We start from the raw sequence: 22,506 nt of genomic DNA on the forward strand, positions 1-22,506 counted from the left end.
TCCTTTCTTCCATTTGTTTATCTTTAGATTGAATTGATATAGTTATGTCTCAATCTCTTTTTCGTTCTATCATTTATCTATTACAGCTACAATTTTCCCTTTTACTCGACGAGTCGCCAGTTCATCTAATGCTGCTGGCACTTCGTCTAGTGAAATGACTTTTTCCACGAGTGCATGTAGCTTATTTTCTTGTAAAAGCAAAAGCATTCTATTTCCCATCTCCGCAAGTTTTCGCTGTTCTTTTACGTTATTAGACTGATGTACACTTCCTAATGCAACTTGATGAAACGATAGTGGGTGCGCAAACGAAATCGCATCGTTTACATTAGGCGGTCCTGCGATGAATGCAATTTGCCCATTAAAAGCAAGAGCCTTCACTGACTCGTCTGCATTGTCTCGCCCAACGGTATCCAAAACTAAATCTACACCAATTCCATCAGTAAGCTCCATCACTTTTTTCTCAAAGTCTTCTTTACGGTAGTCGATTACATAATCAGCACCTAAACTTTTTACAAACTCATGATTGGCTGAAGATGCGGTTGTGAGCACTGTAAGGCCTGCATTTTTCGCAAGCTGAATGGCAAACCCTCCAACCCCTCCAGCACCTGCGTGAATTAAAATTGTTTGTCCTTTTGAAGCGTTCATTTTGTGAAACAATGCTTGATATGCTGTATATCCCGCACATGGAATAGCTGCAGCGTCTTCGAATGAAACCCCTTGCGGAATAAGAGAAACTGTGTGAGCTGTTGTCACTCCGTATCGTGCAAACCCGCCTTTTTTTGATAAATCGCTATGATATACAACGCGGTCTCCGACTTTGACAGCTGTGACTTCTTCTCCCACTTCCTCGACAACGCCAGCTGAATCAAGTCCTAATACGTGAGGATATGTCCAACTAGGATTACCGCCGTTTCCTGTTTTATAATCTACAGGGTTCAGGGCAGTAGCTTTAATTTTAACTAAAATTTCACCTTTAGACGGACGCGGCTTTTGGATATTTCCGACTTTCATCTCACTTACTTTCCCTTTGCCTTCTAGCAGTAAAGCTTTCACCAAGATCTCCCCTTTTACATTTCTTCCTTCAATTAAAAGTTCTTTTTCAGTATAATAAATATATGTTGTTTACAAAAGACGGCACTTTCATGTAACCAGGTACCTTCCCGGTAACCTAGGTCTATGGATATTAAATTATTATATCCATATTTCATATCTGTTTATGAATGGAGGATTAATGGTGAAAGCACCCCACTATAATGTACCTGTTGAAGCAACGCTTGAAGTAATCGGCGGGAAATGGAAAGTCGTTATTTTATGCCTATTAAAAGAAGGCAAAAAACGTTTTAGTGAACTCCAGCGAGCTATGCCCGCTATTACCAAAAAAATGCTGTCTCAACAGCTAAAAGAATTAGAAAAAGACGGTGTGGTTAATAGAAAAGTATACAATGAAGTTCCTCCTAAAGTAGAGTACTCACTCAGTGAAGAAGGCGAAACCTTACGAGAAATTTTAAATATGATGTGCGCATGGGGAGATAGAAGAATGGGAAACACCCCAAATTGCAGCTAAGTTCTCCTAGCAGCTCTATTAAAACAAACGAATAGCTATTGCCAGGAGCTATTCGTTTTTGTTTTATCTATTCTCCTACTCTTTCTTGCGATAAGCCTTTGTGTAAGAACATCTGACAACACTATAGAATTCTTTCGCATTTTCAGCTATGATGATGTCGAACGATGCAGCCAGAATTGTCGAAATAAAACTCAAGAATGATAGGTGATTCAATGATGCAATTAGGTTTAGATTTATCCCAAAAACAACTATTAAAATTGGCCATGACACCTGAATTACGTCAGTCTATCAACATTTTAAATTATTCTACGGCCGATTTAGTTCATTATCTTCATCAGCAAGTCAATGAAAATCCTGTAATTAAACTGTCTGCTAGCGACTCTCAGCAAAAAGATTCATTTGATACTAGAGAACAGCGTTCATATTCAAAAGGTTATACCGATGACGAGTATAATCCGTTTAATTATATATCTGATCAAACTGTGACATTAGAGAGTCATTTATTAGAGCAGCTGTCTATGCTAAATCATTTACACACACACCAAAAACACATCGTTCAATTTCTAATTGGAAACTTAAATAAAAACGGCTTTTTAGCAATTGAGCCAAAATTGGCAGCCGAACTGCTGAATGTTTCATTTAACGAAGTCAACGATATGATTCACGTTTTACAAAGCTTTGATCCGATTGGCGTGGGCGCTCAAAATTTTGTCGATTCACTGCTTATTCAAATTAAGGCCAAAAAGTCAAAGCCTCCTCTTTTATACGACGTGGTAAAACACGATATTGAAGATATTGCTAACAAAAAATATCGGAACATTTCAAAAAAATACTCTATTCCGATGCGTGAAGTACAAGAAATTGTTGACTGCTTGCGGACATTAAATCCTCGGCCAGCAGGAGATTTCCACGTCCCGCTTACGAAGTACATCTCGCCTGATGTAACGGTACAAAAAATTGACGGCCGCTATCATGTTATTCTTCATAGCGAGCTGCTTCCGTCCATCGAAATTAACAGTACCTACCAAAAGCTGGTTCATCGCTCTGCATGCGTAACAACCGATCGATACGTACAGGAAAAAATTCATGAAGCTACTTGGCTAATCAATAGTATTGAGCAGCGTAATGCGACGATTTACAACGTGTCCAAAGCAATTGTGGAACATCAGCAAGATTTTTTTGAAATGGGTATTTCGGGGCTAAAGCCGCTTACCTTAAAAGATATTGCTCAAAAAGTAGACTGTCACGAATCAACGGTAAGTCGTGCGACTAACGGAAAGTATATTCAAACGCCACGCGGGCTGTTTGAGTTAAAATACTTTTTCACCAATTCTTTAGAGCGAACTGATGGCGAACAAAGCAATTCTACTGCCTTTATAAAAGAAAAAATTAAAACATTAATTGCCGAAGAAAATAAATTAAAACCTCTTTCAGATCAAAAGCTCATGTCTCTTCTTTCCAGCGAAGGAATTCAGATTTCAAGAAGAACAGTAGCTAAATACCGTGAAGAAGCAGGAATTGAAAGTTCTTCTAAGCGGCGACGATTTTAATATTGCTTATCCTAAATTACAGCTTTATCCCTACTAAAAAGAACCCGTTGATTTTACTCAACGGGTTCTTTTTATCGGTTTCCAATAAATAAAAGCCATATGATATTGATACGTATATTCATATGTGCCATTTATTTTCTTTACATGCTGTAAAATAATCTTCTCAGTTTCTAACTTGTCAATATCTTTAGAAAGCACCTTTGTCGAGTTCTTCTTGATAAGATCTTCGTACGTCTCATAGGTTACCGTTTTGGTTATAGGAACCAGCTTACAATCCGCGTAAATACCCAGTTCATATAAAATATTTAGTAAGTCAATATATTCCTTACGGCGCCATTTAATCTCGTACCCAAGCTTTCTATGTAACTCTACGTAGTGAGGCTTTTCTGGACCCGTTGACATGCCTATAACCGCCAAACGATTAGCCGAATCATTCATATTTAAGAGACCATCGACAATATTATGCATACGGTAAAAACAGTTTATTCCTACTACGGCATCATAGTTATCTGTTAGACGCTCATACTCCCATTTACCTTCTATGAACTTTAGATTAGAGCGGTCCTCTGATTGCGTTTGTAAGTAGCGAATAATGCTTGGCGAACAATCCATACACGTAAGTTCTTTTACATAATCAGCAATCGAAAACGTATAATTTCCCCAGCCAGGGCCAATTTCCATAACAGAGTCAGTTGGATTCAAAAAAGCAAGAAGTTCTTGTTGAAGCTGTTTTACTACAGGGTCATTTGCTGAATTAAAAGACATTTTTTCTACATACCGCTGCCAAAACTCATCTTCAGCTCGGTCATTTATCATCCGTTCCGATATTGAACCGTCCCATTCTTTCAGCCCTTCCTGCCACTTTTTCACACGATCACTTTCATATACCGAAATTTTTGTAAGCTGCATGTATTCACGTTCCCCTCTTTTATACGTAAACCTATACTATCATAAAGAAAAAGAGAGTTCCTTTTTAAACTGGAACTCTCTTTTTATATTAGTTAAATTATGCTGCTGCCTGTTCCTCTGTGTGATGCTTCTCTTTTCTGGCATTGATATAAAACATTATCAATGAAAGAGTGATGAAGATTGCTGCAAAGATTCCAAGTACGCCAGCCTGATGCCATACGTAGCCGAAATCATCACCAATGGAAATGATTTCACGGAAACCGCGAATTGCATAGGTCATAGGCAAGTACGGATTAATTGCCTGGAAAAATTCCGGTACAAGTGCTTTAGGGAATGTACCTGCACTGCCGCCAATTTGAAGCAGCAGAATAATGAAGGCTAAATATTGCCCTACTTTTCCTAACCCTGTTGTTAAGAACAAGATAAGTGTAAAGAACGTCACACCTGTAATCATGGTAAAGATATAGAAGTGCCAAATGCTTGTTACGTTTAAATGCAAGCCCCATAGAAGAGCTGTAACAGCAATCGCTGCCTGCAGCATACCTACAATAGTGATGACACTAAACTTACTTAAGAACCACGAAATGCCTGATGTCGGTCGAATTGATGGCTCTTTCATTGGATATACCGCTGAGAACATTAACGTTCCCGCAAACAAGCCAATACATAAAATGTATGGAGCTAATCCGACACCGTACTTATCTACGTTGTTTTGTTTATCTGATTTTAAATCCGTTGGATTTGAAAACATGCTATATGTTTTATCATCTGCTTTAACATCTTTTGCATCTTTTGCACCATCTGCTAAAGATGAATGAAGCTCGCTTGTTCCATCTGATAATTTAGATGAACCATCATATAGTTTGGACGAACCATTTGTTAACTCTTTAGAACCATTTGCTAACTTGGTGGCCCCGTTTTCTAGCTGCGTTAAGCCATTTGCTAGCGCTGCGCTTCCTTGTTCAGACTTCTTAAGTCCATTCACAAGTTGCTGCTGCCCGTCAGCAAGCTTTCCAGCTCCTGTATGAGCGTCAGCTATACCGCTGTTTAGTTCCGCAAATTTGCTGTTGAACTGCTTTTCTCCGTCTGCTAGTTTAACAGCACCGTTGTATAGTTGAGTTTGACCATTATACAATTGAGTTTGTGCGTTGTATAACTGAGTTTGGCCATTATACAGCTGACTTTGCCCATCAGCAATTTTATCAATAGCGCTTTGAATGTCTTCTCCGCCTTTAGAAAGCTTTTGCAGCGCTGCTGATAACTCTTGCACTTTATCTACTTTTGCTTTTAGCTGCTCTGCTTTTTGCTGCTGTTCATCCATAAACTGCTGAGACGTGAGTTTTTTAATTCCTGCAATCAGCGTTTGTTTTTGCTCATCCGGAATGGACTCGTTGCTGTTAATGCTGTCAATGAGAGCTTGCTGCTGCTGTTCAAACTCTGCTTTTTTTGAATCGACCTGCTGTTTAATCTGCGTAATTTCCTGTTCTGCTTGATTAATTTGCTGCGTAACGCTGCTCACTTCAGCGTCCACTTGGTTTAAGCCGCTTGTGAACTGGGGTAGTTTCCCTTGAAGTGTTTTTGTTCCTTCATTAAGTTGCTTGGTAGCATCCTGGAGTTTTTTGGTCCCACCTTGCAGTTTTTCAGTTCCATCTTGTAGTTTCCCTAACCCAGTGCTAAGCTTTCCGGCACCTGTTTCAAGTTCTTTAGAAGCCGCATAAAGCTGCCCGCTCCCACTTTCTAGCTTCCCTAAACCGCTGTTTAGGCTGCCTAAGTTTTCATTAATTGTGTCCGCACCGTTTAGGAGCTTAGCAGCACCTGCATTTAAATCTGTTGCTCCTTTTCGTGCATCCGTTAATCCGTTTGCCAATTTAGCTGTACCGTCTTCGAATGTAACCGTGCTGTCTGCTAGTTTCTTCATATTATCTCGCAGCGTTTTCGAGCCGTTTTCGAGCTCTCCTGCACCGTCACTTGCTTTTTGAAGACCGTCCGCTACTTGCTTAAAGCTGTCAAATACCGTTTCAGCATACTGCTTTGTGACTGCTTCTTTAATCTGATCATTGATTTTAGCCACTGCATTTGAGCTAATTTGAGCGCCTGAATAGTTCTTTCCGGCATTTGTATGATAGATAAATTTCATTTTTTTAGGATCTTTATCCATTAATGTTGTTGCATTTTTGGAGAAATTCTTTGGAATTTCTAAAACTAAATAGTAGTCCTCATTTTTTAGGCCTTCTAACGCTTTTTCTTTGTTCGTAAATTTCCAGTCAAATTTATCATTTTTCTTTAAATCATCAACAAAATCACGACCGACATTCAATTTCTTTCCATCTAACGTAGCACCTTTATCTTCATTTACCACTGCAACTGGAATTTGATCTGTTTTTCCATATGGATCCCAGTAAGCAGATAAAAAGATGACATTATAAAGTAATGGAACAAATAACAATCCGCAAATCACAACAATAGTCATTGGTTTGGAAAAGATTTTTTTCCATTCTCCTTTAATCATATTCATGTTTTTTAGCCTCCAATAATCCTTACTTCCGCCTGACTGTTTGACCGAAAAACATTTTCGGTCATTAAGTTCTGATTAATGTTACCATATTCACAAGAATAAGGTCAATCGTTATTCTGTAATTAAAAGCTGATTTTAACAGAAAGTTTAAAATCAGCTTTTTTAAGATAACATTCATGCTATAGGCTTAAATCATTAACTTCATCCGCATCGTTTTTAACAAATGCCCTTCAAATTCATCATCAAATTCATCCACGAGCTGGAAACCTTTTGATTGATAAAAAGCACGGCCTATTCCGTTTTCCCTTTCTACATTAATGTAAACGATTTTTAGTTCCTTCGAGCGCTTCATTCCTCTTTCTAACAATTGCGAACCGATTCCTTTTCCTTGATAAGCAGGAAGTATATAGATAGATCCTAGTTCTATTTCCCCTCTGTTTTGTAGTGGGAAAAAGTTAGCGTACCCTACGATTTTCTCATCAATAGTTGCTACATAAATGAACGAATTACGCAAGCGCCACAGCATCCTTTTATTGGAGTATGCTTCTGAAAGAAACCGATTCTGAACGCTTCTAGGAATAATTCCTTCATATGTATCATACCAGCTCATCTTTGCGACGTATTGAACAGACGTAATATCTTCTTTTCTCATTTTGCGAATGATTACCTCCACTCACATCCCTCCTGACAATTTGCTGCTAAAATCGTACATAATTTCATCTGAAAAATATAGTTATAAATATATATTTTTAATTGTAACGCTCTAGAAGCATTGATTGATTTTAGAACCTTATGTATAATCGAGATAGATACAAATTGAAAATGATTATCATTAACAGGAGTGCTGAATGATGAATTTAACTACCGTGAGTATTGGCGACAAAGTAAAAGTTAAAAACATTGAATTTTTAGATAGATCATTAGAACGCCGCCTTCTTTCTTTTGGAGTAAAAAAAGGCTGCGAACTGTGCATGAAGCAAAAAACCATCTTAGGGGGACCTTGTATTATTGAATGTCAAGGTCAAATGATTAGCATCCGAAAACGCGATGCGGCTAAAATTGAGGTTGAGACAGCATGAGTACAATTGCACTTTTAGGAAATCCAAACACAGGAAAAACTTCTTTATTCAATATATTAACAGATTCCTATGAATACGTAGGAAACTGGAGCGGTGTAACCGTTGAAAAGAAAGTTGGGTCTATTAAAAAGCAAAACAGCCAGCTGGTTGATTTGCCGGGTGTGTATGATTTTACTCCTCTTTCTTCAGATGAAGCAGTGGTAACTAACTTTTTGTTAACCGGAGAATTTAACAGTATGCTGAATATTGTAGACGCTTCTCAGTTTGAAAGAAGCATGCACCTCACTATTCAAGCATTGGAATATGGAAAACCATTAGTAATCGGCTTAAATATGATTGATGTAGCAGAAAAACGCGGATTGACTTTTCATTTGGAGAAGCTTAGCAAATCATTACATATTCCGGTTTCTGCAATTATTGCCCGCAATGGAAAAGGAATTAATGAGCTTCTCTCCACTTTGAAACAAGATTTAAAAGCCCCTTCATTTCAATTAAATTACGGGGAAACCACTGAACAAGCAATTCGTATGATTCAAACAAAAGCGGATGTCAGCAGATGGATTGCCATTCAATTTTTAGCGGAAAATAGCGTAATCGAATCAACATTAAAAGAAAAAACGAGTTACTCAGAGCTGCTTGAACTTCGAAAAGCGGCTGCACAAAAATTAACCAAGCCGCTTAGCGAGCATTTCTTCGACGTGCGTACAGCATTTATTGAGCGCATTTCCAGCGAGTGTATCATAAAGGGCAGCGAAACACCTCTAACCTTCACAGATCGAATCGATCGAATTGTGACGCATAAGTGGCTTGGTCTCCCTATTTTTCTTGGCTTAATGTATTTGATTTTTAATATTACGTTTACTTGGATTGGCGTTCCTCTTTCTGATAAACTGGACGGTTTTTTTGGCGGAACGCTTAGTAAAGGCGCTGATTCTCTTCTAACTGCAGCTGGTGCCGCTCCATTTATTCATGATTTAATTGTGGACGGCATCATCGCAGGCGTAGGCGGCGTACTAGTATTTGTACCACAAATTTTTGTCCTGTTCTTTTTCATTTCACTGCTTGAAGATTCAGGATACATGGCTCGAATTGCTGTAGTAATGGATCGTATCATGGAATTTTTCGGTTTGAACGGAAAAGCATTTATTCCGATGATTATTAGCTTTGGATGTAACGTACCAGGGATCATGGCCGCGCGTACAATTGAACAGCGAAAAGAGCGCCTTATGACCATTTTAGTAAATCCATTTATGAGCTGCTCAGCACGCCTTCCTGTATACGCTTTGTTTGTAGGTGCGTTTTTTGTACAAAACGGAGCAGCTGTGGTGTTTTCTATGTACTTGCTTGGCATTATTTTAGCACTTGTTGTAACGAAAATTTTATCAGTAACGCTTCTTAAAGACGAACAATCAACTTTTATTGTTGAACTTCCTCCTTACCGCGTACCGCAAGCCAAGACTCTTTGGAGAAGCACGTGGGAAAAAGGCCGAAATTTCGTCCGAAAAGCAGGTACGGTTATTTTAGCTGGCTCTGTATTTATCTGGCTATCATCTTACGCTGGCCCCGGCGGTTTTGGAGTAGATATGGAAAATAGCTTTATGGCTATTATTGGAGGTGCTATCGCTCCGCTATTTATCCCTTTAGGTTTTGCCACATGGCAAGCTGTAGCATCACTGATTACAGGCTTCCTAGCAAAAGAAGTGGTTGTTTCGACTATGAGCATCATTTATAAAGTACAAGAAGGACAGCTTGGCGACACAATGAAGACATTCTTTACACCGCTAACAGCCTATACGTTTATGGTGTTTGTTCTTCTTTATGTTCCGTGTCTAGCAACCGTCGCTGTTATTCGACGAGAAACCGGCTCATTGAAATGGACAGCATTTGCTGTGGCCTACCCTTTGGTTGTCGCTTATGTCGTAGCTTTGCTTGTACACACTATTGGAAAAGTACTTGGTTTTTCTTAAAAGGAGTGAATAACATTGATTATTAACATTTTAATTGGGGTTTTGATATTTGGATATGCTCTTTATCATATGACAAAATTCTTCCGCAAGAGTACTCAGGGAAAATGTGCAAGCTGCGCACAGCAATCTTCTTGTGCAACGGATGATTGCGGTATTGATTGGGATAAAACGATTCAAGAGGCTCAAAATCAATCATCTTAATACATTAAAAAAGCATCCTGATAGATGGGATGCTTTTTTAATGTTACGCAACTAGTTTTAAAATGAGATGAGAAAGGACTTCCTTTTCCTCTTCACTGCTGACTTTCCATAACTCATGAAGGACTTTTTCTTCTCGGTTTCGAGGCTCCTCATTTTTGGCTAAATAGCTAGCCACTTTTTTTGTAGCGGCCGTTAATTGTTCCTCACTTAACCCGAGCTTTTTACCGACATGAACTTTTTGACTTAAATAATCGGTAAACGTATCAAAGTTCTGCAAAATTGCTTCTTTTTTCTCCGTCCCTAAATTATCTGCCGTTTCTTCAATTTTATTCATGTCTTTTGTAGTTCCTTCATTCATTTGACTCACAGTTAACATCTCCCTTTTAGTGAATAGACTGGTATGTTCTTTCACGCTCAGCTTCTGGTTTTTCGTCTGGCGTCATCTTTTCCTTACTTATTTCAGAAGTTGCATCTTTCACTTTTTCACCAATTTGCTGTAAATCACTTTTAGCATCTTCTACCGTCGATTTTGCATCATGCGTAACGCTTTTCACATCTTCTGCTTGCTTAAAGAAATCTTCATTTACACGCTCGTACAAATGTTTAGCATCATTAATTGCATCTTTTAAAAGATTCGATGCGTTTTTCATTTGCTGCACCATTTTTTCTTTTGTTTCTTGAGGATTTTCTTTTACTTGATTAATCATGTTTGTAGAAGAGTCCTTTAACGTAACAGCTCTTCTTTTAACAGACGAACGAGTTTTGCTATCGAGTAGTGTTATACATCCACCCACAACTGCTCCGACAACAACACCTTTTACGAGCTTGCTGCTGCAGCTTTTTCCGTTGCTAACAGCAGTAGGGCTATTAGCTGTCTGTGGATTGTTATTGATTCCTATATCGTTGTTAATGCCTGCGCTGTTGCTTACAGCAGGGTTTTGTAATTCAGATCGACTTCTTTCCATTTTTACTGCCTCCTTTAGCATTGTTATTGAGTGATTTCCCATCTTTTTTTATATTTAAACAATTGAACACAAAAAACATGACTAAAGGCCACCTTTTTGCTCCCACTAGTCAAGAATAACTATGTAATAAAAAAGCTCCCCTTTTTTAACGGAAAAGCGCAAGCCGGATTTTTGTAAAAGGATTGTCAGCATCGGTATAATAAGAAGTACTTTAAAATAAATTTTATACTATTGGTCATAGGGGTGAAGCAATTGAGCCAGCTTAATAAGGAATTTAACTGTGAAAAAGAATTGACGCTTGCTATTATCGGTGGAAAATGGAAGATGCTGATACTATGGCACTTAGGACGTGAAGGAACAAAACGGTTCGGGGAATTAAAATCGCTTATTCCTGATATTACGCCGCGCATGCTGGTTAATCAGCTGCGGGAACTGGAAGAAGATCTGATTGTTAATCGTAAAGTCTATCCTGTCGTACCACCTAAAGTCGAATACTCACTTACGAAAGAAGGAGAAAGTTTAATGCCGATTTTGACAGCTATGTACGATTGGGGTAAAAATTACCGTGACACAGTGCTCGCTAATCAAGAACAAAAGGCGGAAACGTTAATTAAATGATGGAAACTACTCCTTCTATTCCATAATTTTTATTTTTTTATGCGGATGATGTTACTCAACATCATCCGCATTTTTAATGAAATTAAGCGGTTACAAGACTGATATGTCCATTAGTATACTTCTGTATACTATCATTTCCCACACTATTTGCGGGAAAAGTGCGTACTTTTAAGAACCTCAAACTGCGGGTACAATAACTAAACCAGCTGCTTTTTACGTAAAAAAGCACAAAAGGTATCTATAGATTTTTCTAAGGAGTGGAGTAGAATGGAATTACAATTAGCATTAGATCTTGTTAATATCGCTCAAGCAAAAGAGGTAGTAAAAGAAGTTGAAGAACATATTGATATCGTAGAAATCGGTACGCCAGTTGTAATCAATGAAGGGCTTCGCGCCGTTAAAGAAATTAAAGAAGCATTTCCTAACTTAAAAGTATTAGCTGACCTAAAAATTATGGATGCGGCTGGCTATGAAGTACAGCAAGCTTCTCAAGCCGGAGCAGACATCATTACCATCTTAGGTGTTGCTGAAGATATGTCAATCAAAGGTGCTGTAGAAGAAGCAAAAAAACAAGGTAAAAAAATTCTTGTCGATATGATTGGGGTAAAAGATATTAAAGGACGCGCAAAAGAGCTAGACGAATTTGGCGTTGACTATATCTGTGTACACACAGGATACGATCTTCAAGCAGTTGGTCAAAACTCTTTTGAAGATTTAGTAACAATCAAAAGCGTTGTAAAAAATGCAAAAACAGCCGTTGCTGGCGGCATTAAATTAGAATCTTTACCTGAAGTAGTAAAAGCACAGCCTGATCTTGTTATTGTTGGTGGAGGAATCACGAGCCAAGATGATAAAAAATCAGTTGCTTCTCAAATGAAAGAGCTTATTACAAATTAAGGAGCTTTCTATGCAGACGAGCGAACATTTAAAAACAGTTATGAATGAGCTTTTACAAACAACAGCTCTAATCGCTGATGATGAAGCTGAGCAGCTTGTAAATGGCATCATCTCATCTAAAAAAGTGTTTGTCACTGGAGCAGGCCGTTCAGGTCTTATGGGCAAGTCGTTTGCTATGCGTATGATGCATATGGGCATTGATGCTTATGTCATTGGAGAAACCGTGACTTCTACTTTCACAAAGGATGATTTATTAATCATCGGATCAGGTTCTGGGGAGACGAAGAGCTTGATTCCTATCGCTCAAAAAGCAAAAGAACTTGGAGGAAAAGTTGGAGTAGTCACAATTTCTCCCGACTCCACGCTTGGCAAGCTGGCTGACTTTATCGTGAAGCTGCCTGGTGCTCCTAAGGATCAAGAACAAAGCAGTTATCAAACAGTACAGCCTATGGCGTCGCTGTTTGAGCAAACGCTTCTTCTCTTTTACGATGCGCTGATTCTTCGCTTCATGGAGAAGAAAGAACTTGATACCCATACAATGTACGGAAAGCATGCAAATTTAGAATAAAAAAAGGTCTTGCTCTAGGCAAGACCTTTTTTATTTTGAAACTTTCTATTTCACCAAATATTCACTTATGTCATAACTAAATGTACTTTATCGTTAACTTTTTTAAAAACCTTATTCGAATTTTGTTGCATCTCCATAAAACGGCTGCTCTGCGATTTTAATGGATTCTGTTGGGCATCCTTCATACGCTTCCATCATCTCATCTTGCTGATCTTCAGGAACCTCTTTTGTTCCTTCATTGTTATCTAGCACTGCATAAGCAAGACCTTCTGAATCATAATCATAAAGACCTGGTGCGCTCCCTCCACATGCTCCGCAAGCAATGCATGTTTCCTTATCTACTATTGTAAAAGCCATAAAAAAACCTCCTTTACCTTTTCACTTTCTCGTTCAGAAAGTTACGTTCAGTATAAGAAGGTTTTTTTAAATTTGTCTTAAATTATTTACTTGGATTCTCCGATATTCTCAAACATTTCATCTACATTTGGCTTTTTCTTAATTAATCCTGACTCTTTTAACCAGTCCACATTTGACTGCCATGATTCTTTCGTTTGACTGCCAAATCCTTGTTCAGACTTCATTTTCGGAAGTAAAATATTTAAACTTTTTGTTTCCACGTCTTTTTCAAGGGGGAAGTTTGATTTATCTTGGTTATCTAATAGAATTTGAAGTGATTCTTTTGGATGTTTCTCTGTGTACTCATACCCTTTTGTAGCGGCACGCCAAAACGCTTTAATCGTATCAGAATCTTTTGCCCACGTTTGATCCCCAGTAACTGCCACTAGCTCGTAATAAGATGGCACGCCGTAATCTGAAGGATCAATGTCAACCGTTTTATATCCTTTTTTATGAAGTAATGGTACTTCGTGGTTAATATATGCACCTATTACGGCATCTACTTTTTTGCTAATCAACGATGAATTTAACTCAAATCCTACGTCTACTAGTTTTACTTTATTCGGATCTCCTCCATCGCTTTTCACCATTTTCTTTAGAACAGATTCACTTAATGGTGTTCCGCTGTATCCTACTACTTTTCCTTCTAAATCTTTAGGACGCTTAATACCGCTATCTTTCAGCGCCACAACTCGGTTCAATGGAGACCTTACGATTGCTCCTACCGACTTTACCGGCACATCTTCATTTGCTCGTGCCATTGCTACATCAGGCTGATAATAAAGGCCGAGTGTAACTTTCCCCGCAGCTGCTAAATTAAGCGAGTCTGTTGGATTAGCAGGAAACTGTACTTTCACATTCAGCCCTTCTTTTTTGAAATATCCTTTTTCTTGTGCAGCATAAATGAAGCTGTGCACTGCATTTGGGTACCAATCAAGCATAATTGTAACGTCTTTTAATTTTTTACTGCCACCAGCTTTATTTTCCTTGTCCTGACCGCAAGCAGCGAGCATCAAAACAAGCATCAGGCTTAAACCAATTACAAACCATTTTTTCATTCTGTTTTCCTCCACTTTAATGAACGTTTTTCGAAACCTACTACAATAATAAAGAATAAAATGCCAAGCGCGGATAAAATCACAATTGGTGCAAATACACCAGCTGCATCAAACTGTGTCATCATACGACGACTGAAATATCCTAAGCCTGCTTGTGCACCTAACCATTCGCCAATGGCAGCACCTATTATACTAAAGGTAACCGCTACTTTGAGCCCTGAATAAAAATGAGGCAGTGCAGAAGGAATGTTCAACTTAAAGAAAATATCTTTTTTTGTTGCTCCCATGGTCAGCATGAGTTCTTTTAACTCTTTATTGGTCGAACGAAGCCCGTCAAATGTGCTAACCGTAATAGGAAAAAAAGTAATTAATACGGTCACAATCACTTTGCTCCAAATGGAGTAGCCAAACCACAGAACAAATACAGGAGCTATGGCAATGGTGGGAATCATTTGCGACGCAATAATAAGCGGATAGAAAGCACGCTCAATAAGCGGACTCCAATTCATCCATACAGCCAGCATAACTCCCAGGACCACGGATATAACCAGTCCAATTACAACAATAGATAGCGTAGCTGGTAAATGCTTAAACAATAAATCCATTCGCAGCTCCCAAAGCTTCGTTAAAATACCGGTGGGCGTTGGTAAAATAAACGGATAGTTTACAATGCGTGCTCCAATTTCCCAAGCAGCCAGCAAAATGACGACTAAAATAACTGAAGCCCCGTATTTTTTCATGTGTTCACCTTCGATCTTAGCTGTTCAATTAAATAATCTTTCACATCAAGCACACGCTGTTGATTCAAATCTTTTTGCGTTCGAGGCCTGCTAAGCGGTACTTTAATCTCTTCAAGATGACTTACCGGCTTGTCTGAAAAGATAAAAATACGATCTGATAAAAACAGGGCTTCGTTTACGTCATGAGTGATAAATAAGATGCTATGTTTACGCTTTTGCCATTGTTCAAGCAGCCATTCCTGCATTGATAAACGCGTAATGGCATCAAGCGCACTAAAAGGCTCATCTAAAAGCAGTACGTTAGAACCGCTTAATACCGTTCGCAGAAAAGAAACACGCTGCTTCATCCCTCCGGATAAATCACTTGGAAAACGATTTTCATACCCTTTTAAACCAAACTCTTCGAGCAGCTGAGATACTTGCCTATGAGCACTTGCTTTTGACACATTGTGAAGCTCAAGCGGCAGAGCTGCATTGTCTAAAATCGTGCGCCACGGAAGAAGCAAATCTTGCTGCGGCATGTAGCCTACTTTTCCAAGCCGTTTTTCATAAGACTGTCCGTTAATCACGATATCGCCTTCACTCTGCTGTTCAAGACCTGTAATGAGACGAAACAACGTACTTTTCCCAGAACCGCTCGCTCCAACGATACTGACAAACTCGCCTTCTTTTACGTCTAAGTTTAATGATGTTAAAATCGGTTGATCACCGTTTTTGTACGTAAAACTGACGTTTTGAAAAGATAACACAGACTTATTCATGAATTGGCCACATCGCTTCGTTATAAGCCATATCCCAGAACATATACTCAAAACGCGTTGTATTCAAGAAAATTTCTTCGAGCTTTTCTAACTCCGCTTCTGATTTGTCTTCAGTAAGTGAGTCGAATAAATTAATACACCATGTCGCTAGTTCTCCAAATTCTTCTGAGCTGTACATTTCAATCCACTCACGATAAAATTCATTGTTAGCTCCAGGCTTTTCACTGAGTTCTTTTCCTATTTCCCAATAGCTCCACATACAAGGCAAAAGAGCCGCCACTAATTCAGCTAATGTGCCGCTTTGACCAACGTGCAGCATATAGTGTGTGTATGCAAGCGTTGTAGGAGATGGCTGCGCTTTTTCTAATTCTTTTTCGCTGATTTCAAATTTCTTGGCATACTCACGGTGCAGGCTCATTTCTTCGTTTAATGTAGAATCCAAAAGTGCAGCAAATTTCCCCATCGTTTGAACATCGGTAGCTTTCATGGCTCCAAACGCAAATAATTTTGCATAATCAATTAGGTAAAGGTAATCTTGAATCATGTAAAAGCGAAACTTCTCCTTTTCAAGCGTTCCGTCTCCCATTCCCTGTACAAAGGGATGATTATGATTTTGACGCCAAATAGGCTGCAGCTTTTCGTATAATCGTTCACTAAATTTCATGATGATCACTCCTTATGCGTATGCAGCCACGTATAAATGAACTGCAACATCACTTTTGTATATTGAACAAGCTGATTTATATCTAATTGTTCGTTCACAGCATGTGCATTTGCTAAATTCCCCGGACCATAAATAGCGGCCGGAATCCCCGCATCAGCTAGCCATCCCCCGTCTGTTACGCTAGTTGACACATCGATTGGGGGCTTTTTCCCTTCAATTTGTTCATGAGTATGTGCAAGCAGCTGTACTCCAGCATGATTTTCATCAATTTCTAATGACGGGAAGATTTCTCCTCTGTCTTCAATCATTGATGTGCCTCCCCATTCAAAGGTTGGCAGGTTATCTTTTAACCATGGATCTGCTTTTGCAATAGCTAAAATGTATTCTTCCACTTCTTTTGATACTTGGTCGTATGATTCATTGGGATAATAGTGAACGGTGACCCACAGCCTGCATTCATCTGCAATAAAAGCAGCATGTCTTCCCCCTTCGATTACTGCTGGATTAATCGTATTTGTTCCCGGCAAAAATCCTGGATAGCTTTTTGTAACAGCCCAGTGGCGCTCCAATTCTTGCAGCCCTCCGATCACTTTTGCCATCTTCTCAATAGCACTCGCAGCTAACAGACCTCCTCCAGCATGAATCATACTTCGGCGTGTACCGTCATGATAGGTTTTACTGCTTTTTATCGTAATCCATCCCGTGATCACTCCGCCTTGACCTTGAATATGTAAATCACTCGTATCAGCAACAAGCGCAAAGTCAGCTGTATATCCTTTCTGACAGCATTGCAGCGTACCTGCCTCTCCCACTTCTTCTCCTACAACGGATTCAAAAATCAAGTCTCCCGGCAGTTCGATTCCTGCTTCTGTTAAAAGCTGGACTGCAAATAATGCTCCTGCCAACCCGCCTTTCATATCAGCAACTCCGCGTCCGATTATCATGTTGTCTTTTACTACAGCTTCAAACGGATTTGTCTCCCACTTTTCATTTTCTTGTACCTCAGCTACATCCATATGCCCGTTAATAATTAAGCTTTGATAGTCAGCTGATTTTTTCCCTTTTAACGTGCCCACTACAATAGGATCGTTGCAATATAAATCCCACATATCGATGGAAAAACCGCAGTTTTTAAGGAAATCCGCTACGTAGCGCTGCGCTTCATGAGAATTTCGTGCAGGAGGCGCTGGCGTTTTATATGCAACAAGCGTTTTTACTAACTGGATTAGCTCCCCTTTGCGCTCCTCTACCTGTTTGACAAGCAAATCAATTGTTTCTTCCATGTATGACACCTTCCTTTACGCATAAAAAAACACTTCTTTCGCAGGAAAGAAGTGTTTTTGTTTATATACAAAAAATTATTATAACGAGTTCGTAAGGAAATACCATACAAAACATCCATTACAATACCTCTTTCCTACGCTAGTATTACCTAGTTCAGGTTATAAGGGTTAAGACTTCTCGTCTCTCTCAGCTTAGAAAGCACCCCTAGTGGCGTTGTATCTCTATAAAATTAAACGATTATCATATGTTTACCTGTAATAGTTTTATCATAGTAAAGCGTTTTATTCAATAGAAAGGTTCATGATTCAGCAATGAAAATAGTTTCCTTTTTAGTAAAATAAAAAGCACACACTTTTTTTAAGCAGTGTGTGCTCTTTACTTTTATAAGCTTACTAGTTAGCTATCGGCTTCTTTAAAAATACACCGTTTTTCCATTCAGACAGGAATAAGCTCAAGTTTTTGCCCCGGCTTCACTAATGAAAGCAGCTCATGATCTTCTTCTATCACATACCCAATCACGTTCACATTCGCATTTGCAGGCAAATTCGTTTTAGCTATTTGAACCTCTCCTCTATAACGTCCGTAGCCATCATTGTCCATTGTAATTGCTCCGATTCTGCGCTCGACTGTATGAAATGGCGGCACTGGTTTTACAGATCGTGTATCAACTAAACGCAGAGCGTCTCTTGATACATCTGGACGCACGCTGTACGTTCCCTCTATATGAGGTGAACGAATGCGCAGCGGAATAATGCTGCTTTCTTGATATTGAAACAAACGCTTTAATAAACTTGAACCGGCGCATGGATCTCCAATATAAACCTCCGCTACTCCGCAGCCGTATAAATCTACTGCAGAGGTAAAAGGGCATCTATTACGGTCTTTTTCTCTAGTAGGAAGACCTTGATAAATAGGGCCTCTCTTTTCGCCTTCCCCGGGAATATAAGCGCAGACTGGGATACGAAGTTCATTAAATAAATCTGTCTGCTGTTGAAAAAATGTTTCTTCAAGCCCTGTTTCAGGCCGCGGATAAAAATTATGCCATGCAAGCAGCTGATGATGATGAAGACCTGCACATAAGAGTGCTTCAATTTCTTGTTTGGATAACGTACTTGCATTAACGGCAATATAAAATTCATTCGCAAGCGAAAGAGTTTCTGCTGTGCTAAACCCATCGTCTAGTCTAATACCAGATACGCCAAGTGAAGATAGCGACATAAGGCTTTCAATACCTAAATGAATCGGCGTATGCTTGGATACGTCTGCATACACGCTTATTCCACAATCTCTAGCCACATGAAGCATTTCTTTTGCCCGTTCAGCCAAATCCCCTTTTTCCTCTGGAATATGAAGCGAAGTGAATGCACGTGTGACGCCGCACTCACTTGCTTCTATTAATCTTTTTTTAGCATCACTATCATTTAAATAAAACGAAATGCCAATCATTCAAACTCTCTCGCCATTTCATCGTTGAATCCAAAGAAATACGTACAAACAAAGCCGGCTGCGTAAGCAACAACTAACCCGAGTAAATAAAGAAGAATTTGATGCGCATGAACTAAAAACGTAAGCGGCAAACCTGAGACTCCCACTGCTACAGTCGCAATATGAAAGTGCGCCTGAAACGCTCCGCCGATTCCAGCTCCAAGACAAGCGGTTAAAAAGGGGCGTCCTAAAGGAAGTGTGACTCCAAAAATAAGCGGCTCTCCAATTCCAAGCAGCCCTGAAGGAAGAGCGCCTCCAATTGCTCGCTTTAAACGTTTTTTCTTTGTTTTGATATAGATAGCAAAAGCTGCACCGACCTGACCGGCTCCGCCCATTGCTAGTATAGGAAGAAGCGGATCATCTCCAATTGAATTGATAAGCTCTAAATGAACAGGAGTAAGACCTTGATGAAGTCCTGTAATGACGAGCGGCAAAAATGTTGCTCCTAAAACAAAGCCTGCTACAACTCCTCCAACCTCCAAAACTCCTAAAAGGCCTTTTGTGATTCCGTCTGAAATCAAGCCGCCGATTGGCATGAATACTACATACGTAATAATGCCTGTAATTAACACCGTAACGGTTGGTGTAATAATAATATCCAGTGACTGAGGGACAAATTTACGCACTCGTTTTTCCACTACGGCCATAAAGATTGCTGCAAGCAAGACTCCTATTAAGCCACCCCGACCCGGCAAAAGTGCTTCACCAAAAAGTTTAATATCAGCTACGGCAGGATTAATGACTAAAATACCTGCTAAGCCCCCTAAAGCCGGCGAACCACCAAATTCTTTTGCCGCATTAATACCTACTAAAATACCCAGATAAGCAAATAAGCCGCTTCCGATAACGGTTAAAAGAATAGCAATCTGTGAATCTGCAGGAAGCCACTTCGCTTGAACTGCTGCTTTTGTCACTCCGGTGATAAGTCCAGATGCTACAAGAGCAGGTATTAACGGAATAAAAATACTTGCAATTCGGCGAAGCAAGAGCTTAAACGGAGTTGCGTTTTTTTCTTTCAGCTCCGATTTCCGCTGAGCCGCACGATTTTCTAAATTAATACCGCCAGATTCATCAATTAACTTTTCAAACTCCTCTGTTACTTTGTTTACTTTTCCAGGACCAATAATGATTTGCAGCGTTTCTTCTTCCACTAATCCGAGTACGCCTTCAAGCTTTCGTATATCTGCCTTTTTTACAATTGAATCATCTTTTACAGTCACGCGCAGCCGCGTCATACAATGCGTATACGCTTCAATATTTGATGCTCCCCCAAGCATCTCCAAAATAACCTTTGCTAATTGATGATTATCTAAAGACATGTTAATCCCCCTTTGTATTTTCCTCTTAGATGGATACGGTACTGAGGAAACAGACCACAAAATCCCCTTTTTGTAATCGCTTTCTTTTTTTATTTCTTAGTTTTCAAAAACTGAATGGCATCCCTTGTTTTATCAATATACTCAATCGTCTGGTCATACTGCTGCGCTGCAATACTTAAAAATAGTACATCAATCACATAAAGCTGGGCTAAACGAGACGATGTAGCTGCGCTTCGAAACGGCGCTTCTTGAGAATAAGACGTATACAAACAGATATCAGCTAAAGACGAAACGGTAGACTGTCCGTATTTGGTTAAGCTAATCGTCTTTACTCCGCGATTTTTAGCTAAAGATAAGACGTTGCTTACTTCAGGAGTCTCCCCTGAAAAAGAGATGCCCACAACTACATCGTCTTTACTTGCATTTGCGATGAGTGTAGCTGCTAAATGGCTATCTGCAAAAGCCGTGGCATTTTTATTAATTCGAAGAAATTTTTGCTGCGCATCCATAGCAATAATATGTGAAGCACCGATTCCAAAAAAATGAATGTTTTTAGCTTCAATCAGCGCTAAAACAGCCCGCTCTGCTTCTTTATAATTCACAAGCTCGGCCGTATCACTTAGACTTTGAATGCTGTTGCTTGCCGTTTTTTTGACAATAGATTGAATCGTTTCATTTGTTTCAATATCGCGGTATCCTTGCTCCGTATCTCTAGCTAAATCACCGGCTACTCTTACCTTTAATTCTTGAAACCCGCTAACCCCGATAGATTTACACAAACGAATAACAGCAGCACTGCTAGCATTCGCTAGTCTACCTAATTCTCCAGCCGTACTGTTTATCACAGTATGCGGGTTGTTTAAAATATATTCAGCAATTTTCCTCTCCGAATCAGGAAGCTTAGCCACCGTGTTTTTAATCATTGTTAATCCGCCTGTTGACATCGTTTCTCTCCTTTATACGTAATGTTCAATCGCTTTTCTCACATAACCGCCCGCATTATTCAGTAACATCTTCGCGGTGTCGTAATTTTCATTTGTTTTGATCATAACCACTGCTGTTTTTACCTCATTATTTGCTTCTTCAAGCGTTTGGCTTGCTTGTTCATAAGAAACACCTGTAATTTTACAAATAATACCTATCGCTCGTTCTTTAAGCTTTTCATTACTCACATGAACATCTATCATTAAGTTTTCATACGCTTTTCCTACTTTGATCATAGCCGCTGTAGAAATCATATTGAGAATCATTTTATGAGCGCTTGCTGCTTTTAACCTTGTGGAACCTGTTAGCACTTCCGGACCTACTACCACCTCAATACTATGGTCCGCTTCCTTTCCAATAAGAGAATTACCATTGCAAGACAGCGCTACCGTTTTAGCTTTTACAGATTTTGCATATCTTAATGCACCAATCACATAAGGAGTGCGTCCGCTTGCAGCAATTCCAATGACTGTGTCTCGTTCATTCAAATGAATTTTTTGTAAATCTGCTGCTCCCAATTCTTCTTTATCTTCAGCACCTTCAACTGCTTTAACAAATGCTTTTTCTCCTCCAGCCATCAATCCCTGTACTTGATCCGGATTGGTACTGAAAGTAGGCGGGCATTCAACAGCATCCAATACTCCCAGCCTTCCGCTTGTTCCCGCTCCGACATAAATAAGCCGGCCTTCCTTTTGAAACGATTCACTTACAAATTCAACTGCCACCCCTACGTCTGGAAGTACTTTTTGTACAGCAAGCGCCACTTTTTGATCTTCTTTATTCATTATGTTTAAAATTTCTTTTGTACTAGCTGTATCGATCTTCGTTGTCTGCTCATTTTGAGACTCCGTTGTTAATAACGTAAGCTGTTCATTCATCTTTTTTGGCTCCTTTTTCATCTTGTAGTGACTTTATGGTTATTATAATTCCATTGAAATATAATTTCAATAATTTATTTTTATATTTGAAATTATATTTTAAA

General features: G+C 39.2%; 24 protein-coding genes and 1 riboswitch. Of the genes, 8 read left to right on the forward strand and 16 right to left on the reverse strand.

What is annotated here, in order from left to right:
- Nucleotides 1–69: 69 nt before the first annotated feature.
- Nucleotides 70–1,053 carry a zinc-binding dehydrogenase gene (locus AC3WJG_RS12065; RefSeq protein ID WP_337133750.1) on the reverse strand — a complete coding sequence of 328 codons (984 nt, stop codon included), beginning with the start codon at nt 1,051–1,053 and terminating at the stop codon, nt 70–72.
- Between the two features lie 178 nt (nt 1,054–1,231).
- Between AC3WJG_RS12065 and AC3WJG_RS12070 the strand changes: the two genes are divergently transcribed.
- Together AC3WJG_RS12070 and rpoN are read left to right on the forward strand one after the other, a co-directional pair.
- Nucleotides 1,232–1,564, forward strand: a complete 333-nt coding sequence (locus AC3WJG_RS12070; RefSeq protein WP_225049546.1) for a winged helix-turn-helix transcriptional regulator — start codon at nt 1,232–1,234, stop codon at nt 1,562–1,564.
- Nucleotides 1,565–1,776: 212 nt separating this feature from the next.
- Nucleotides 1,777–3,114, forward strand: a complete 1,338-nt coding sequence (rpoN, locus tag AC3WJG_RS12075) for an RNA polymerase factor sigma-54 (RefSeq protein ID WP_335570614.1) — start codon at nt 1,777–1,779, stop codon at nt 3,112–3,114.
- A 57-nt stretch (nt 3,115–3,171) separates the two neighbouring features.
- Here the strand turns inward: rpoN and AC3WJG_RS12080 are convergent, their stop codons facing one another.
- The 3 genes from AC3WJG_RS12080 to AC3WJG_RS12090 all read right to left on the reverse strand — a co-directional run bounded on the left by AC3WJG_RS12080 (nt 3,172) and on the right by AC3WJG_RS12090 (nt 7,211).
- The gene (locus AC3WJG_RS12080; RefSeq protein WP_098333791.1) at nt 3,172–4,023 is read right to left on the reverse strand and encodes a class I SAM-dependent methyltransferase; all 852 of its coding nucleotides are present in this window, start codon (nt 4,021–4,023) and stop codon (nt 3,172–3,174) included.
- 97 nt (nt 4,024–4,120) lie between these two features.
- Nucleotides 4,121–6,538 (reverse strand): YhgE/Pip domain-containing protein, encoded by a 2,418-nt coding sequence (locus AC3WJG_RS12085; protein WP_221840736.1) that lies wholly within the window; start codon nt 6,536–6,538, stop codon nt 4,121–4,123.
- A gap of 187 nt (nt 6,539–6,725) precedes the next feature.
- Complete coding sequence (locus tag AC3WJG_RS12090) at nt 6,726–7,211, reverse strand: GNAT family N-acetyltransferase (protein ID WP_337133758.1); 486 nt, start codon at nt 7,209–7,211, stop codon at nt 6,726–6,728.
- A gap of 175 nt (nt 7,212–7,386) precedes the next feature.
- On the opposite strand from AC3WJG_RS12090, the gene AC3WJG_RS12095 reads away from it, so the two are divergent.
- From AC3WJG_RS12095 to AC3WJG_RS12105, 3 genes are read left to right on the forward strand one after another with little or no spacing between them, the layout of a single operon-like run.
- On the forward strand, nt 7,387–7,617 hold the full coding sequence (locus AC3WJG_RS12095; RefSeq protein WP_013055605.1) for a FeoA family protein: 231 nt from the start codon (nt 7,387–7,389) through the stop codon (nt 7,615–7,617).
- On the forward strand, nt 7,614–9,584 hold the full coding sequence (gene feoB / locus AC3WJG_RS12100; RefSeq protein ID WP_098332442.1) for a ferrous iron transport protein B: 1,971 nt from the start codon (nt 7,614–7,616) through the stop codon (nt 9,582–9,584). Before AC3WJG_RS12095 ends, feoB begins: the two co-directional genes overlap by 4 nt.
- A gap of 15 nt (nt 9,585–9,599) precedes the next feature.
- Nucleotides 9,600–9,785, forward strand: coding sequence for a FeoB-associated Cys-rich membrane protein (locus AC3WJG_RS12105; RefSeq protein ID WP_013081918.1), 186 nt, complete (start codon nt 9,600–9,602; stop codon nt 9,783–9,785).
- 43 nt (nt 9,786–9,828) lie between these two features.
- On the opposite strand, the gene AC3WJG_RS12110 is transcribed toward AC3WJG_RS12105, so the two are convergent.
- Nucleotides 9,829–10,152, reverse strand: a complete 324-nt coding sequence (locus AC3WJG_RS12110) for a DUF3243 domain-containing protein (protein WP_013055602.1) — start codon at nt 10,150–10,152, stop codon at nt 9,829–9,831.
- 16 nt (nt 10,153–10,168) lie between these two features.
- On the reverse strand, nt 10,169–10,750 hold the full coding sequence (locus AC3WJG_RS12115; RefSeq protein ID WP_028407619.1) for a hypothetical protein: 582 nt from the start codon (nt 10,748–10,750) through the stop codon (nt 10,169–10,171).
- Between the two features lie 252 nt (nt 10,751–11,002).
- Here AC3WJG_RS12115 and hxlR point away from each other — a divergent pair, with 252 nt between their 5' ends.
- From hxlR to hxlB, 3 genes are all read left to right on the forward strand, one after another.
- Complete coding sequence (hxlR, locus tag AC3WJG_RS12120) at nt 11,003–11,368, forward strand: transcriptional activator HxlR (protein ID WP_028407618.1); 366 nt, start codon at nt 11,003–11,005, stop codon at nt 11,366–11,368.
- Nucleotides 11,369–11,635: 267 nt separating this feature from the next.
- Complete coding sequence (gene hxlA / locus AC3WJG_RS12125; RefSeq protein WP_028407617.1) at nt 11,636–12,265, forward strand: 3-hexulose-6-phosphate synthase; 630 nt, start codon at nt 11,636–11,638, stop codon at nt 12,263–12,265.
- A gap of 10 nt (nt 12,266–12,275) precedes the next feature.
- The gene (gene hxlB / locus AC3WJG_RS12130; RefSeq protein WP_014461404.1) at nt 12,276–12,833 is read left to right on the forward strand and encodes a 6-phospho-3-hexuloisomerase; all 558 of its coding nucleotides are present in this window, start codon (nt 12,276–12,278) and stop codon (nt 12,831–12,833) included.
- Nucleotides 12,834–12,944: 111 nt separating this feature from the next.
- On the opposite strand, the gene AC3WJG_RS12135 is transcribed toward hxlB, so the two are convergent.
- The 10 genes from AC3WJG_RS12135 to murQ all read right to left on the reverse strand — a co-directional run bounded on the left by AC3WJG_RS12135 (nt 12,945) and on the right by murQ (nt 22,402).
- Nucleotides 12,945–13,190, reverse strand: a complete 246-nt coding sequence (locus tag AC3WJG_RS12135; RefSeq protein ID WP_060744902.1) for a ferredoxin — start codon at nt 13,188–13,190, stop codon at nt 12,945–12,947.
- A gap of 86 nt (nt 13,191–13,276) precedes the next feature.
- Nucleotides 13,277–14,287 carry an ABC transporter substrate-binding protein gene (locus tag AC3WJG_RS12140; protein WP_098525487.1) on the reverse strand — a complete coding sequence of 337 codons (1,011 nt, stop codon included), beginning with the start codon at nt 14,285–14,287 and terminating at the stop codon, nt 13,277–13,279.
- Entirely contained in the window at nt 14,284–15,027 is a 744-nt protein-coding gene (locus tag AC3WJG_RS12145; RefSeq protein ID WP_028407613.1) for an ABC transporter permease, read from the reverse strand. The genes AC3WJG_RS12140 and AC3WJG_RS12145 overlap by 4 nt, the downstream gene beginning before the upstream one ends.
- Complete coding sequence (locus tag AC3WJG_RS12150) at nt 15,024–15,788, reverse strand: ABC transporter ATP-binding protein (protein WP_028407612.1); 765 nt, start codon at nt 15,786–15,788, stop codon at nt 15,024–15,026. Before AC3WJG_RS12150 ends, AC3WJG_RS12145 begins: the two co-directional genes overlap by 4 nt.
- A complete protein-coding gene (gene tenA, locus AC3WJG_RS12155) occupies nt 15,781–16,452 on the reverse strand; it encodes a thiaminase II (protein ID WP_492588266.1) in 672 nt (223 codons plus the stop codon). The genes AC3WJG_RS12150 and tenA overlap by 8 nt, the downstream gene beginning before the upstream one ends.
- Before the next feature lie 5 nt (nt 16,453–16,457).
- Nucleotides 16,458–17,735: an acetylornithine deacetylase gene (locus AC3WJG_RS12160; protein ID WP_098248622.1), complete on the reverse strand. Its 1,278-nt coding sequence runs from the start codon at nt 17,733–17,735 to the stop codon at nt 16,458–16,460.
- Between the two features lie 114 nt (nt 17,736–17,849).
- Nucleotides 17,850–17,952: riboswitch (TPP riboswitch) on the reverse strand.
- Nucleotides 17,953–18,171: 219 nt separating this feature from the next.
- Nucleotides 18,172–19,182 carry a MupG family TIM beta-alpha barrel fold protein gene (locus tag AC3WJG_RS12165; RefSeq protein ID WP_102813444.1) on the reverse strand — a complete coding sequence of 337 codons (1,011 nt, stop codon included), beginning with the start codon at nt 19,180–19,182 and terminating at the stop codon, nt 18,172–18,174.
- The gene (locus AC3WJG_RS12170; protein WP_050689257.1) at nt 19,179–20,540 is read right to left on the reverse strand and encodes a PTS transporter subunit EIIC; all 1,362 of its coding nucleotides are present in this window, start codon (nt 20,538–20,540) and stop codon (nt 19,179–19,181) included. Before AC3WJG_RS12170 ends, AC3WJG_RS12165 begins: the two co-directional genes overlap by 4 nt.
- Nucleotides 20,541–20,629: 89 nt before the next feature.
- The gene (locus tag AC3WJG_RS12175; protein WP_028407607.1) at nt 20,630–21,484 is read right to left on the reverse strand and encodes a MurR/RpiR family transcriptional regulator; all 855 of its coding nucleotides are present in this window, start codon (nt 21,482–21,484) and stop codon (nt 20,630–20,632) included.
- Between the two features lie 12 nt (nt 21,485–21,496).
- Nucleotides 21,497–22,402, reverse strand: a complete 906-nt coding sequence (gene murQ / locus AC3WJG_RS12180) for an N-acetylmuramic acid 6-phosphate etherase (RefSeq protein ID WP_060744895.1) — start codon at nt 22,400–22,402, stop codon at nt 21,497–21,499.
- Nucleotides 22,403–22,506: the final 104 nt, after the last annotated feature.

The organism is Priestia sp. FW507-14D1A (assembly GCF_058781295.1).